Source organism: Parasphingomonas halimpatiens (genome assembly GCF_036663795.1).
GTDB lineage: Bacteria > Pseudomonadota > Alphaproteobacteria > Sphingomonadales > Sphingomonadaceae > Sphingomonas.
Genome location: NZ_JAXOJP010000001.1, coordinates 91,614 through 105,191, shown reverse-complemented (window position 1 = coordinate 105,191; position 13,578 = coordinate 91,614). Strand labels below are relative to the sequence as shown.

Annotated in this window: 14 protein-coding genes and 1 tRNA gene; 8 read left to right on the top strand and 7 right to left on the bottom strand. The window is 67.4% G+C overall.

Features of this window, described 5'->3' with window-relative positions; genetic code table 11:
- Window positions 1-4 precede the first annotated feature (4 nt).
- The 8 genes from U1839_RS00485 to U1839_RS00450 all read left to right on the top strand — a co-directional run bounded on the left by U1839_RS00485 (window position 5) and on the right by U1839_RS00450 (window position 6,904).
- A complete protein-coding gene (locus U1839_RS00485) occupies window positions 5-1,945 on the top strand; it encodes an alpha/beta hydrolase family protein (RefSeq protein ID WP_332801708.1) in 1,941 nt (646 codons plus the stop codon).
- A gap of 78 nt (window positions 1,946-2,023) precedes the next feature.
- The gene (locus U1839_RS00480; RefSeq protein WP_332801707.1) at window positions 2,024-3,949 is read left to right on the top strand and encodes an alpha/beta hydrolase family protein; all 1,926 of its coding nucleotides are present in this window, start codon (window positions 2,024-2,026) and stop codon (window positions 3,947-3,949) included.
- A 111-nt stretch (window positions 3,950-4,060) separates the two neighbouring features.
- Entirely contained in the window at window positions 4,061-4,279 is a 219-nt protein-coding gene (gene infA / locus U1839_RS00475; protein WP_003049127.1) for a translation initiation factor IF-1, read from the top strand.
- Window positions 4,280-4,285: 6 nt separating this feature from the next.
- A complete protein-coding gene (locus U1839_RS00470) occupies window positions 4,286-4,906 on the top strand; it encodes a Maf family protein (protein ID WP_332801706.1) in 621 nt (206 codons plus the stop codon).
- Window positions 4,899-5,837: a ribonuclease gene (locus U1839_RS00465; RefSeq protein WP_332801705.1), complete on the top strand. Its 939-nt coding sequence runs from the start codon at window positions 4,899-4,901 to the stop codon at window positions 5,835-5,837. The genes U1839_RS00470 and U1839_RS00465 overlap by 8 nt, the downstream gene beginning before the upstream one ends.
- Complete coding sequence (locus U1839_RS00460; protein ID WP_332801704.1) at window positions 5,834-6,019, top strand: DNA gyrase inhibitor YacG; 186 nt, start codon at window positions 5,834-5,836, stop codon at window positions 6,017-6,019. Before U1839_RS00465 ends, U1839_RS00460 begins: the two co-directional genes overlap by 4 nt.
- 33 nt (window positions 6,020-6,052) lie before the next feature.
- A tRNA-Phe gene (locus U1839_RS00455) sits at window positions 6,053-6,128 on the top strand.
- Window positions 6,129-6,364: 236 nt separating this feature from the next.
- Window positions 6,365-6,904, top strand: coding sequence for a c-type cytochrome (locus U1839_RS00450; RefSeq protein WP_332801703.1), 540 nt, complete (start codon window positions 6,365-6,367; stop codon window positions 6,902-6,904).
- A gap of 77 nt (window positions 6,905-6,981) precedes the next feature.
- Here U1839_RS00450 and U1839_RS00445 read toward each other — a convergent pair whose 3' ends face one another.
- The 7 genes from U1839_RS00445 to U1839_RS00415 form a co-directional block, all read right to left on the bottom strand.
- Window positions 6,982-7,173, bottom strand: coding sequence for a hypothetical protein (locus U1839_RS00445; RefSeq protein WP_332802081.1), 192 nt, complete (start codon window positions 7,171-7,173; stop codon window positions 6,982-6,984).
- A 59-nt stretch (window positions 7,174-7,232) separates the two neighbouring features.
- Window positions 7,233-7,691: a TspO/MBR family protein gene (locus tag U1839_RS00440; RefSeq protein WP_332802080.1), complete on the bottom strand. Its 459-nt coding sequence runs from the start codon at window positions 7,689-7,691 to the stop codon at window positions 7,233-7,235.
- Window positions 7,692-7,720: 29 nt separating this feature from the next.
- Window positions 7,721-8,905, bottom strand: a complete 1,185-nt coding sequence (locus U1839_RS00435) for a geranylgeranyl diphosphate reductase (RefSeq protein ID WP_332801702.1) — start codon at window positions 8,903-8,905, stop codon at window positions 7,721-7,723.
- Window positions 8,902-10,206, bottom strand: a complete 1,305-nt coding sequence (locus U1839_RS00430) for a BCD family MFS transporter (protein WP_332801701.1) — start codon at window positions 10,204-10,206, stop codon at window positions 8,902-8,904. The genes U1839_RS00435 and U1839_RS00430 overlap by 4 nt, the downstream gene beginning before the upstream one ends.
- Complete coding sequence (gene chlG, locus U1839_RS00425; protein WP_332801700.1) at window positions 10,203-11,111, bottom strand: chlorophyll synthase ChlG; 909 nt, start codon at window positions 11,109-11,111, stop codon at window positions 10,203-10,205. Before chlG ends, U1839_RS00430 begins: the two co-directional genes overlap by 4 nt.
- Window positions 11,112-11,232: 121 nt before the next feature.
- Window positions 11,233-12,663 carry a transcriptional regulator PpsR gene (gene ppsR, locus U1839_RS00420; protein WP_332801699.1) on the bottom strand — a complete coding sequence of 477 codons (1,431 nt, stop codon included), beginning with the start codon at window positions 12,661-12,663 and terminating at the stop codon, window positions 11,233-11,235.
- A gap of 33 nt (window positions 12,664-12,696) precedes the next feature.
- Entirely contained in the window at window positions 12,697-13,512 is an 816-nt protein-coding gene (locus tag U1839_RS00415; protein WP_332801698.1) for a cobalamin B12-binding domain-containing protein, read from the bottom strand.
- Window positions 13,513-13,578: the final 66 nt, after the last annotated feature.

Sequence of the window (13,578 nt, the reverse complement as noted above, 5' to 3'; positions counted from 1 at the left end):
AACGATGCGAACAATGGTGACGATGGCGCTGGCACTACTGCTGGCGGCGAGCCCGGGCAGGGCAGCGGAGACGCCACCGACCGGCGCCTCGGTAGCGAACGCGCCACCGCCTGCCGAACTGTTCGCGCGCCTGCCGTTCATCCTCCAACCGACGCTCTCCCCCGACGGCAAGAAGATCGCGGCGCGGCTAGCGGTCAACGGCGAATTGCGCTTCGCCATCGCGCCGCTCGGCGATCCCGCACATATCAGACTGATCAGCCCGGGCCCGGCCGACATCAACGGCTGGGACTGGGTCAATAACGACTGGCTCATCCTCAGGCTTGGCCAGTCCAGCGCGGTCGAGGGCGACACCTGGTATCTCACCCGCACCGTCGCGGTCGGCGTCGACGGCCAGAAGATGAAGGTCCTCGGCCAGGATCGCGCCGCGCAAAGCGCCGACGACGTGCTGTGGATCGCACATGACGGCAGCCCGCACATCCGCCTCGCACTGCAGACCTCGATCTACAGCAATGTCGGAGGCTTTTGGCCCGAGGTGCGCGACTTCGATGTCACGACCGGCAAGAGCACGCTGATCGTGCCGTCAACCGACCAGGTGATGAACTGGTTTAGCGACGGCGCGGGCGCGGTGCGGATCGGCATCGCGTATAATGACGATGCGCGCAGCTACCGCGTGCTGTATCGCGAGAAGGACGGGCAGTCGTTCCACACGGTGATCAAGACGAAGGGTCGCGGTTCGTCGCTGGCCACCTTGCCGGCGATGTTTCTCGGCGAACCGGGCAAGGCGGTCGCGATCGACGATACCGACGGCTTCAACGCGCTTTACAATTACGACCTCACAACGCTGAAGACCGGCGACAAGCTGTTCGGCGTGGCCGGCTACGACCTGCGCGGCGTGATCGCCTCGGACGACCGCAGCAGGATGATCGGTGTGCGCTACACCGACACCAAGCCGCGCACGCATTGGTTCGAACCGGCGCTGGCGCTGGTGCAGAGCCAGCTCGACGGCGCGGTCGGCAAGCGCAACGCGCACATCATTTCGTGGAGCAAGGACTTCTCGGTCCTGATCATCGCGCTCGAATCGACCGATCGCCCGACGGTCTATTACACCTATCGCCCGTCCGAGGGCGTGATGCACGTGCTCGCCAATGCCGACGAGCATTTCGGCAAGGAGACCTGGGGCACCGTCTCGACGATTCATTACAAGGCACGCGACGGGCTCGACATTCCGGCGGTGCTGACGCTGCCGAAGAACCGGCCGGGCAAGAATCTGCCGCTGATCCTGATGCCGCATGGCGGCCCCTATGCGCGCGACGACGAAAGCTATGACTGGTGGGTGCAGTTCCTCGCCAGCCGCGGCTATGCCGTGCTGCAGCCCAATTATCGCGGCTCGACCGGCTATGGCACGGCCTTTACCGCCAAGGGCAAGGGCCAATGGGGCCTCGGCATGCAGGACGATTTGATCGATGCGGTCAAATGGGCGGCCGGCCAGGGCATCGCCGATCCCGCCCGGGTGTGCATCGCCGGCGCCTCCTATGGCGGCTATGCCGCGCTCCGCGCAGCGCAGCGCGACAAGGGCGTCTATCGCTGCGCGGTATCCTTTGCCGGGGTCGCCGACATGCCCGGCATGCTGCGCTACGACGGCAACTTCCTCAATGGCGGCAGCAGCAAGGATTATTGGCGCGAACAGGCACCCGATTTGAAGGACGTGTCGCCGCTCAATTTCGCCGCCGATTTCTCAATGCCCGTGCTGCTGATGCACGGCAAGGCCGACCGGCGTGTGCCGGTCAAGCAATCGCGCCAGATGGCCGACCGGCTGAAAGCGGCGGGCAAGGATTATCGCTATGTCGAGCAGCCGCTCGGCGACCATCATTTCTCGCGCCAGGCCGACCGCTTGCAGTTCCTGCAGGAACTGGAGGCGTTTCTCGCCAAAAACGATCCGGCGTGATCGGGTGGTCTCACAGGGCGATGCCGTCCGCGACGCGCGGGGCATGCTCCGCCACGCGGCGGGGCAGAGGGCAATGACATGAAGCTCGCCCAGCTAATCTGGCCGGTGGCGCTGTGCCTGTTCGCAGCAACCGGCAGTAGCGCGGCTGACCCCGCCGCGCCGCCACGCATTCCGATCGAGGCATTTGCGCAACTGCCGTTTCTCGATGCCCCCGTCATCTCACCCGATGGCACCCATGTCGCGGCACGATCGCTGGAGACCGACAAGACCGGGCTGGTCATTTTCGATCCCGCCGATGCGGCGCACGACTCGCGATTCATCCCGACCGGCGAGAACAAGGTGCTCGACCTCAACTGGGCCGGGCCGCGCCGGGTGTTGGTGACGCTTGGCAGCAAGGCGATCTATGACGGCATGGAGCTGCCGGTCGCGCGATTGTTTTCGGTCGATACGGCAACCGGCGCTGTCACCCGGCTCGATCGCAAGAGCCGCGGCTTGTTCGGCGGCGATGTTCTCTACACCGATCCTGCCGGCGCATGGTTGCTGGTGTCGAGCCAGGACGACGTCTTTTCGACCCCATCGGTCAAGCGCGTCGATCTCGCCACAGGCGTGGCAACGACGGTGGAAAAGGCCCGCGACGATGTCTGGTCCTGGTATGCCGATGGCGCAGGCGTGGTGCGCGCCGGCATCGCCTATGACGATGATCGCTGGAAGATCTGGTATCGCGCCACGGCCACGGAGCCGCTGCGTGCGATCAAGGGAAAGGTCGGCAAGGACGACAGCGGCTCGGTCGACAGCCTGCGCTTCCTTGCCGGCGACAGCACCGGCCTGATCGTCACCAATGGCCGAACCGGGCGCTTCGCCGCCTATCATTACGACTTCAAGACCGGAACGGTGGGCGAGGCGATCTACGAAAATCCCGACGTCGATATCGGGAGTGTCATGTTCGATCCGATCACCGGGGTCGTGTCCGGCGTCAACTATGAGGACGATCGACGCCGTGTGGCGTGGCTCGATCCGAAGATGCGGGCGATCCAGGCGCGGATCGACCGGTTGCTGCCGGGCGCGGAGAACAGCGTCGTCAGCCAGAGCAATGACGCCAGGCGCGTGCTGGTCTGGTCGGGCGGCGCTGCCGACCCGGGGACCTATTACCTTTTCGATCTCGCCGCCGGGCGGATGGCGCCGTTCGCCCAGCCCTATGACAAGCTCGAAGGTGTCCACCTCGCGCCAGTCGCCCCGGTCCGCTATGCGGCGCGCGACGGCCTGACCATCCCGGCCTATCTGACCATGCCGCTACATCGTGGCGACAAGGGCCTGCCGCTGATCGTCATGCCGCATGGCGGACCGTTCGCGCGCGACGACTGGGAATATGACCCCTTCGTCCAGTTCCTCGCCAATCGCGGCTATGTCGTGCTGCAACCTGAATTTCGCGGCTCGACCGGCTATGGCAAGGCGTTCGTCGAGAAGGGCTATGGCCAATGGGGCCGCAAGATGCAGGACGATATCGACGATGGCGTCGACTGGCTGGTCAAGAGCGGCAAGGTCGATGAGAAGCGCGTCTGCATCATGGGCGCCTCCTATGGCGGCTACGCCGCCTTATGGGGCGCGATCCGCAATCCCGAGAAATATCGTTGCGCGATCAGCCTTGCCGGGGTGACCGATATCGATGCGATCCTGCGCTACGATCGTCGCTCCTTTTCCGCACCGCGCTATTTCCGCCAATGGCGAACCAAGATCGCCGGTGAGGACAAGATCGACCTCGACACCGTCTCGCCGCTGGCGCAGGCGGCGCGGCTGACGATCCCGGTGCTGATCGCGCAGGGCGAGAAGGACAGCAATGTTCCGCCACGCCAGGGACATGCAATGGTCGACGCGCTGACGAAACGCCACGCCGATGTCGAATCGGTGTTCTACAAGGAAGCCGAGCATGGCTTCACCAAGCCCGAAGACATGGCGGACTATCTGCGGCGCGTCGAAGCCTTTCTGGCAAAGCACAATCCCGCCTGACCACGACGGCGGTGCGACACGGCGCACTCCCGCCCCGTCTTCCCTTTTGCCGCACCGTCCGCTAAGGCCGCGCATCCTTTTCGGAAATCCCGGAACACACCAGAGGCTTGTTTGGCAAAAGAAGAACTTCTCGAAATGCGCGGCCAGGTGGTCGAGCTTCTCCCCAATGCGATGTTTCGCGTGCGGCTGGAGAACGACCATGAAATCCTCGGCCACACCGCGGGCAAGATGCGCAAGAACCGCATCCGCGTGCTGGTCGGCGACGAGGTGCTCGTCGAGCTGACGCCCTACGACCTGACCAAGGGCCGCATCACCTATCGCTTCAAGTGATCCGCCATGCGGATCATCCCGGCGCCGGCCGGGATCCAGTTTGAAACCACCGGGGTGACGAACCTCGTCCTCGCCTCATCGTCGCCGCGCCGCCGCGAGTTGCTCGCGCGGATCGGCGTGGTGCCGTCGCGCATCGCCAGCCCCGATGTCGACGAGACGCCGCTCAAGGCGGAACCGCCGATCTCCTATGTCGTGCGCATCGCCGAGGCCAAGGCGCAGGCGGTGCCGCGTGGCGACGGCGAGGTGATCCTCGCCGGCGACACGACGATCGCGGTGGGCCGGCGCATTCTCGGCAAGCCCGAGGATGAGGCGGACCTACGCCGCATGCTGACTTTGCTGTCGGGCCGGCGCCATCATTGCCTGTCGGCGGTGTGCGCGATCGATGGCACGGGCACGCAGCGCACCAAGGTTTCCGACACCATCGTTATCTTCAAGCCGCTCAGCGCCGCCGAGATCGATTTCTATGTCGCGACCGGCGAGGGCATGGGCAAGGCTGGCGGCTATGCCATCCAGGGCCATGCCGAGGGTTTCGTCCGCTGGCTGTCGGGCAGCCATTCGGGCGTGGTCGGCCTGCCGCTCTACGAAACCCGCGCGCTGCTTCTCGCCAGCGGGATCGCGCTTGGCTGAGTGGCTGTACGAGGCCGGGATCGGCGAGGCGCGCGCCGCGCTGGTCGAAGACGGCGAGATCCTCGAAGCGCGGATCGAATTCGATGATGGTGCGCCGCGGGTCGGCGACCGCCTGACCGGACGGCTTGTCGATGCCCGGGAAGGCCGCGTGACGCTCGATCGCGGCGGCGAGGCAGTCCTCAATACCCCGGCGCGCGGCGTGACGCAGGGTGCGGCGCTGACCGTCGAGATCGTCCGCGAGGCGATTCCCGAACCCGGTCGCGCCAAACTGCCCCGCGCGGTACCGACCGACGAACCGCCCGCCGATGCCCCCGACCTGCTCGCGCGGATCACCGCGAGCGGCGTGCCGGTGCGCCGTTTGCTCGCCCATCAGCCCGATGCACTGGAGCAGGCCGGCTGGTCGGAACTGCTCGATGAGGCGATAAGCGGCGAGATCGTCTTCGCGCGCGGTGCGCTGCGCATGACGCCGACCCCGGCAATGGTGCTGTTCGACGTCGATGGCGAGCCACCGCTCGAGCCGCTCGCCATCGCCGCCGCGAGTGCCGTCGCTCGCGCGATCCGCCGCCACGACATTGGCGGGTCGATCGGCATCGACTTCCCGACCATCGCCGGCAAGGCGGCGCGGCAGGCGATCGGCGAGGCGATCGACGCGGTGCTGCCGCCGCCGTTCGAGCGCACCGCGCTGAACGGCTTCGGCTTTCTCCAGATCGTCCGCCGCCGCAGCCGCGCGTCGCTCCCCGAACTGCTCCGCGCCGATCCCGCCGGCGCCGCCGCGCGCGCGTTGCTGCGCACGATTGAGCGCACCCCGCCGCCGGTGCCGCAAAGCCACCGCGTCGGCGCGCGCGTCCACGCCTGTCTGGCCGAACATCCCGAATGGGTCGCCGAGGCCTCGCGCCGGGCCGGCACAGCGCTTACATTCACGCCATCATGAGCCGAACGAAACCCTGCCCGCTATGCGGCAAGCCGCCCGTCCCCGCCTTCGCCCCGTTCTGCAGCGACGGCTGCCGTGCGCGCGATCTGCTGCAATGGCTGGGCGAGGGATATCGCATGCCCGCAGGTGCCGCCGATGAAAGGGATTCAAGCGGGCTGGACAGCGATGCCGAGTCTGGCTAGGAGGCCCGCCTTGTCCGGCGTTCGCCAGGATATGCCCGGGTAGCTCAGTTGGTAGAGCATGCGACTGAAAATCGCAGTGTCGGCGGTTCGACCCCGTCCCCGGGCACCATTCCCCCCTTCGCCGCGCCTCTTCCCCGGCAATCTGGTGACGCGTGGACGCGTGTCCGACGAATGCCGGCGCTGCGGTTCGACCGGGCGAGGCGATGGCCACGCCCGCCTTGTACGGTCGATCGAGGGTTGTTGCGCATTCCCGGCCCACATAGTGTCAAAGAAATTGGACAATCGTCGGAGATTGGTGTGGGATAGCGATCTCGGGAGTAACGACTCACGTAATAGGAGCAAAGGATGCATGCGATACGCTACGGCCGGCTGACGCTGGCGATTGCGGTTTCCGCCCTGGCACTGGCGGCGTGTTCCAAAAAGGCCGAGAACACCGACACGACCTCGAGCACCACGACGACGACAAGCACCACCGCCGCCCCCACCAACGAAACCGCTGCGGCACCCGCTGCAACGACGCCCGCGGCGAGCGGCGCACCGGCGGCGAGCAACACCGACACCGTCGACGGCACCAAGCTTGCCAGCTTCACCGGCGACGCGACCAAGGGCGGTATCGTCTTCCTGCAGTGCAAGACCTGCCATGAGCTCGACAAGAACAAGATCGGCCCGATGCTCAAGGGCGTGGTTGGCCGTGCTGCCGGCACCGTCGCCGGCTTCACCTACTCCGCCGCGAACAAGAACAGCGGCATCACCTGGAGCCCCGAGAAGCTGTTCCAGTATCTCGAAAAGCCGCAGCGCATCGTGCCCGGCACCAAGATGACCTTTGCCGGCCTGTCCGACGCGCAGAAGCGCGCCGATGTGATCGCCTACCTCAAGGCCAACTAAGCTACTTGTTGTCGCGGGATTTGTTGCGAAAAACCGGTTCCCACTTTTTCGCATCCCGCTGTGTCACCGACCTCGCGTCATCTCCGCCGTAGATCGGCGAGATGCGCGGGGAAGGACAGCGACAGCGCCAGCGCGACCCATGGCCAGGGCGCACCGCGCAACGCCGCCCCCAGCGCCAGCATCATCAGCGCGCCGGGCAACAGCCGCAGCACCGCCGCCGTAACGCCCCAGCCGCCGCGCCCGACCAGCCACAGGCCTTCGCCGAGCATCACCAGCAGGACGAGCTCCGCGACATGGCCGCGGATGAACAGCCAGTCGATCGCCGCGTTCAGGGGAAGGGTCCGTTGAGCCTGACGATCGTCATGTCGAGATAGCCGGCAAAGGTCACCCAGCCGAGATAGGGCAGCAACAGCACCGCGCCGACGATCGAGTGGCGCCACGTAACCAGCACCAGCGCGAGCACCGACAGCCACAGGATCAACAGTTCGACCAGCGCCCAGTCGGGGCGGTGCAGGCGAAAGAAGATCAGGCTCCACAGGATGTTGAGGAAGCCGTTGAGCGCGAACAGGCCGATCAGCAGGTCACGCGCGCGCGGCGTCGGCATTGCGCGCCAGCCGGTCACGCCGGCGATGGCGGTGAGCGCGAAGATGATCGTCCAGGCGACGCCGAACATCGCCTCGGGCGGTGCCCAGCGCGGCTCGATGAGATGATGATACCATGGCCCGACCTCGGTGATCGTCATGCCCAACGCGGCAACGAGAATCGCCCCCGCGCCGGCAATGACCATCGGGAACAGCCACGCCCGCCCCACCGCGCTTACGCCACCGAACCCAGCAGATGCCGCATGTCCTTGAGGAAGATGCGGGCATGCGCGACCGGGCGCGCAAGGACGAGCCGCTTGTTCATATAGGCCTGCCAGGTGAGGTGCTGAACGTCGGGATCCTCGCAGATCGCCACGAAGCGTTCGCGGCGCCGGTCGCTCGCATACCAGAAATATTGCATCACGCCGAGGATCCAGAAGACTCGGCCATGCGCGCGCATGAAGGCCCGGCGCGCGGCGCGCAGCGCCCGGGGCTTGCCCGTCGCGAGGAAAGTGTCGACCGCACGCGCGGCATGGCGACCGGCATCCATCGCATAATAGATGCCCTCGCCCGAGGCCGGCGCGACCACGCCGGCGGCATCGCCCGCGACGACGACGTCGCGGCCATTGTCCCAGCGGCGCAGCGGCTTGAGCGGGATCGGCGCGCCCTCGCGGCGCAGCGTCTCGCAACCGTCGAGCCCGGCCGCCGTGCGCAGCGCCGCGACCGCCGCGCGCGGCGCATAGCCCTTGATCGCGCTGCCGACGCCGATGCTCGCGGTGTCGCCATGCGGGAACACCCAGCCATAGAAATCGGGCGAAATCCGGCCCTGATAATAGACGTCGCAGCGCGACCGATCGAAGCTCGGGTCGCTCGCTGCGGGAGAGCGGATCACCTCGTGATAGGCATAGACGCACGGCACCCGCTCGGCGCCGGTCAGCTCCTGCCGCGCCACCGCCGAGCGTGCGCCGTCGGCGCCGATCACCGCGCGCGCGGCGACACGATGCTCGCCGCCCCCGCGCCCGTCCTTGTACACCACCACCGAGCCACCCGCCGCGTCGCGCTCGATCCGGTCGAACAGCCCGGTGCGACGCTCGGCGCCGGCGAGCGCGGCGCGGGCGCGCAGCCATTCGTCGAACACGTCGCGATCGACCAGACCGACAAAGCCATCGCCGACCGGCATGTCGACCTGCCGCGCCGAGGGCGCGACCATCCGCGCGGCGGTCGCCTTGCCGACGAGCAGATGATCGGGGATGGCGAAATCGGCGATCGCGCGCGGCGGAATCGCGCCGCCGCACGGTTTGATGCGCCCGGCCCGATCGAGCAGCAACACGCTACGCCCGGCGCGTGCGAGATCGGTCGCAGCGGTGGCACCGGCCGGGCCGCCGCCGACCACCACGACATCGAACGCGGCGATCGTCATGCCGTCGCCTCGACCGGCGCCGATCGTGTCACGCGCGCGGCACCGACCGCCAGCGCGGCGGCGACGAGAAACAGCATCGCCTCGACGGTGAAGACGAGCGCGAAGGCGCGGTCGGTCTCGCCGAGCAGGTGGCGGCCGAGATCGACGCCGACCGCGCCGATCAGCCCGCCGGCACCGAAGGCGACGGCCTGCGATGCACCCCACACGCCCATCCGTATCCCCTCGCGGCGTGGCCCGGCAGCGCCGGCGAGCTGCATCATCGAGCCGATCGCGGCGACCGCGAACACGCCATTGGCGAAACCGAGCAGGAAGATATTGACGCTGAGCGGCCAGCCCGGCCCGACATGCGCGGCAAAGGCGAGGCCGGCGAGTGCCAGCCCCGAGCCGAGGCAGCCGCCGAAGATCCAGCGCCGCAGGTCGCGCGTGCCGCGCCCGGCAAATGCGCTGCCGCCGATGCCGGTGAGGATCATCCCGGCCAGCACGCCGCCATGCTGGACCCCAGACAGCTGCGTCGATGCTCCGGGGGTGAAGCCGAACAGCAGGCCCGAAAAGGGCTCGAGGATCAGATCCTGCATCGAATAAGCCAGCATCGACACGAACACGAAGATGGTGAAGCGCCGCGCGTCGCGGTCGGCCCATAGCTCGCGCAGCGCGGCGGCGAAATCGGTTGCCGCGCGCGGCGCAGCCACCTCGGGCGCGGCACCGCGCTCGACCCCCAGCACGGCGAACAGCGAGACGAGGAAGGCGCCAACCGCAACGCCGCTCGCCACGCGCACCAGCCGCGGCAAGGTGAAGGGCTCGATCAGCGCGCCGGCAACGCCGGCGGTGATGGCGATGCCGGCGACCATCATGATCCAGGTGATCGCCGCCGCCGCGGCGCGCCGTTCGGGCGCCACGCGCGTTGCCAGCAGCGCGAGCAGCGAGGTTCCGGCCGCGCCGACCCCGGCACCGATCAGCGCGAAGGCGAAGATCGAGAGCGGCAAGCCGGCCCAGTGACGCGCCCCGAGCAGCGGCAGCGCGGCAATGGCGAGCAGCGCGCCGCTCGCCAGCGCCGCCATGCCGCCGACGATCCACGGCGTGCGACGCTTGCCGCTGTCGTAACCATGTCCCCAGATCGGGCGCGACAGCTGTACGGCATAATGCCACGCCACCAGCCCGCCGGGAATCGCTGCAGACAGGGCATATTCGACCACCATCACGCGGTTGAGCAGCGAAGTCGCCAGCATCACCACCGCGCCGATCGCGCTCTGCACCAGACCGAGTCGGACGATCGACGGCCAGCCGAGCGTCCGCCCGGTCACAGCCCGAATACTCCGCCCAACCCGCAGGCGGCAGCGAGCATGCCCAGCACATAGGCGCTGGTCCCGGTGGCGTTGTACCACGGCGTGCGCGCGAGGGGGTCGCCGAGCATCCGCGCCATCAAGCCGAACTGTGTCAGCAACAGCGCCGCGACTATCCCGGCCGAAACATGATGCCCCCAGTGCCACAACAGCGCCACGACGACGATCTGCGGCACGGCCATCACCACACAGGCGATGCGCGCGGCGCGATCCACGCCGAGGAGCGCCGGCAGCGAACGAATGCCCATCGCGCGGTCGCCCTCGACCGCCTTGAAATCGTTGAGCGTCATGATGCCATGCGCGCCGAGGCTGTAGAGCAGCAGCACGACCAGCACCGGCGTCGGCGGCAGGGCGCCGGCCATCACCGCGGCGCCGGTGAACCAGGTCAGCCCTTCATAGGTCAGCCCGACCACGCCCGGCCCCCAGATGCCGCTCATCTTCAACCGCAAGGGCGGCGCGCTATAGGCCCAGGCGAAGAACAGCCCGACCAGTGTCGCGGCGAACACCCAAGGACCAGTCACCCAGCCGACCAACGCGGCGAGCGCGGTGCCGATACAGGCGATCCACAAGCCCCAAGCCCCGCCGATCCGCCCCGAGGGGATCGGCCGCTCGGGCTGGTTGATCGCATCGACATGGCGATCGAACCAGTCGTTCACCGCCTGGCTCGTGCCGCACACCAGTGGCCCGGTCAGCAGCACGCCGGCGATGATGAACGGAACCCGCCCGGAGATCGGCGCGCCCGAGGATACCGCGCCGCACAGGAACGCCCAGATCGGCGGAAACCAAGTGATCGGCTTGGACAGTTCGACAATGTCGCGCAGTGCCGGAAACGGCGCCGCAGTGGCCGGAATCGTGGAACGCGCCATGCCGGGAAAGCTATGCTTTACATCTCGAAGCGTCAAACAAAATTGACAGTTCAAAACACTGGGCGGCGCGTGTCACATTGCGTGATGACCTACGGGCGGACCGATCGGTCGGCGGCCCAGGCTATTCCTCGCCGGGGACCAGACTGCCGAGGCCGTGGCGGTGGAGCTTCGAATAGAGGCTCTGCCGACTGACACCGAGAATCTCGGCAGCGGAGGCGCGATTGTCGTCGGTATAGGTGAGCGCGGCCTCGATGCAGAGCCGCTCGATCAGATCGGTCGATTCGCGGACGATTTCCTTGAGCGACATGCGCCCGACCAGTTCGGTGAGCTGCTCGACCGAACGCGGCAGATCGAGACCGGGATCGGGTACGGAGCGCAGGCGACGGCCGACATTGCGGATCGTGAAGCCGTAACAGACTTCCTCGCCAAAGCGCGCCGAGACGCCGGATACCTCGACCTCTTCCTGGCCGCCGGTCGAACCGCGCAGGATGGTGGCGACATTGCGCACCGAATCATGGTCGCGCAGCTGGCCCATGATCAGTTCCAGGTCGATCCCGGGCCGGCCCAGCCAGGTGCCGAGTGACGCGCCGCGCACACGATCGGCTGATGGCGCCTCGGCGAGTTCGACAAAGGCGGCGTTGGCGGTGAGGATGTTGAGCGCGCCGTCGGCGAGCACAAAGGCATCGGGCATGCGCTCGACCACATCGGCCAGGCGACTGTCGCCGCCGCTGCCGGCCGCCGATTCGGCAGCCGACTCGATTCGCACCAGCAGCAATGCGACGCGTGCCTGACGGAACAGGCGCGACACCAGCCGAATGTCGCCGCGCCCGCGCGGCAGACGCAGCGTGACGGGCGTCATGTCGTCGGTCGCCTCGGCCGCGCCGAGATGGGCAAGGAAGGCCTCGCGATCCTCGGCATCGACCATCGCGGTCGCCGGCTGGCTGGTGAGCGCGCCATCGCGTGCGCCGAGCAGACGATAGGCCGCGGGATTGGCCTCGACGATGCGACGACTGCCGGCATCGACGATCAGCACCGCCTCGCGCGCCATGTCGAACAGCAGACGATAACGCGCCTCGGCCTGACGCAGCTTGATATAATCGCGTTCGAGCGACTGTTGCGTCTGGAGCAGGCGTTGTTGCGCGGTCGCGGCGCTGCGCATGTCGCGACCGATCGCGATGATCCGGTCGCCATCGCCGAGCCGGAGCGCAAGGTATCGGATCGGGACGTCGCCATTGGGCGTCATGTGCGTGACCTGGCGCCAGCGTGCCGGCTTGCCGACGGTCGCTTCCTCGATCATCTCGACGATCTTGCCCCGACTCTCGACGGTGACGGTATCGATCCAGTCGCCGCCGTTCCAGCCCCCGAGGCCGAATGCCACCAGTTCGCGTTCCGAGATCGCGGTGTCGAGGATCTTGCCGTTCAGGTCGAGAACGAGCGTCACATCGCCGACCGCGCCGAGCACCGCTGCCGAAACGTCAGCCGCCAGCGCACCCGGATTGATGTCGGGAGCGGTAAAGGCGTGAAGCCCGGAAGGCGCGTGGTGCTTGTTCATCGCGGCGCAGCAACGCTCCCATGTCCAAAGCGCCTAACCGCAGGGCAGGCACTCACGTTCGACGGCGCTGACCAGATCTTCGGCGACGGTCAGCGCGATCTTCGCATCCGGGGCCGTGCCGTCCGCACCAACCTGGCTGGCCAGATCGGGCTGTTCGACAAAGACCCGTCCCCCGACCATCACTCGCACCCGCGGGTTACGTGACACGTTCCGCAGCGCCGTAATGATCGAAGTCGCCGCCGCCGTATGGCAGTCGCAACTCACCGTCAATCCGACAAGATCGAACCATGTCCCGGCGACCCGGTCGAGCAGGTCGCTTGCGGGTCCCTCTCCGAGACGATCCGTCATCCAGCCTTTACGACTGAACACCTCGTCGATCACCACGGTGCCGAAACTATGCTGGTCACCCGGCATTACCGCGAAGAGCGCGCGGCGCCCCGCCGAGCCGAGCCGCCGCGCCGAACTCGCGCGGCCGGCAACCTCATGGACGACTTCCTGCAGACGCCACAGACCCATCGTCACATCGACGAAATCGCAGCGATCCTGTTCCCAATATTCGCCGAGCAGGCGCGCGGCAGGCGCGAGCAGATCGACCAGCAAATTGCTCACGGGCACGCCACGACCGAGAATGCGATCGGCATAGTCGATCAGCTCGTCGGCCTCGATCTGCAAGGCGAGCGGAGCGAGCGCGGCAACCTCCGCTTCGGTGATCTCGGCGGCGCCCTCGCCCGCCACGGGAGCATCGACGATCGCGTCGCGCAGGCCGCCACTGGCCACCATCAGGCGCGGGATGATCTCGCTCTCGATCAGGCTGCTCAGCGACCGTTCTTCATCGTCGCGCGGCGCCAATACCGAGCGCAATGCGGTCAGGCTGCCCGGCGCTAACCGGTGCCTTTGATTGGGGTCGCGAAGGAA

Coding starts and splice junctions, on each gene's coding strand:
- U1839_RS00485 (WP_332801708.1), top strand. CDS start 5: ATGCGAACAATGGTGACGATGGCGCTGGCACTACTGCTGGCGGCGAGC.
- U1839_RS00480 (WP_332801707.1), top strand. CDS start 2,024: ATGAAGCTCGCCCAGCTAATCTGGCCGGTGGCGCTGTGCCTGTTCGCA.
- U1839_RS00470 (WP_332801706.1), top strand. CDS start 4,286: ATGCGGATCATCCCGGCGCCGGCCGGGATCCAGTTTGAAACCACCGGG.
- U1839_RS00460 (WP_332801704.1), top strand. CDS start 5,834: ATGAGCCGAACGAAACCCTGCCCGCTATGCGGCAAGCCGCCCGTCCCC.
- U1839_RS00450 (WP_332801703.1), top strand. CDS start 6,365: ATGCATGCGATACGCTACGGCCGGCTGACGCTGGCGATTGCGGTTTCC.
- U1839_RS00445 (WP_332802081.1), bottom strand. CDS start 7,173: ATGCTCGGCGAAGGCCTGTGGCTGGTCGGGCGCGGCGGCTGGGGCGTT.
- U1839_RS00440 (WP_332802080.1), bottom strand. CDS start 7,691: ATGGTCATTGCCGGCGCGGGGGCGATTCTCGTTGCCGCGTTGGGCATG.
- U1839_RS00435 (WP_332801702.1), bottom strand. CDS start 8,905: ATGACGATCGCCGCGTTCGATGTCGTGGTGGTCGGCGGCGGCCCGGCC.
- chlG (WP_332801700.1), bottom strand. CDS start 11,111: ATGGCGCGTTCCACGATTCCGGCCACTGCGGCGCCGTTTCCGGCACTG.
- ppsR (WP_332801699.1), bottom strand. CDS start 12,663: ATGAACAAGCACCACGCGCCTTCCGGGCTTCACGCCTTTACCGCTCCC.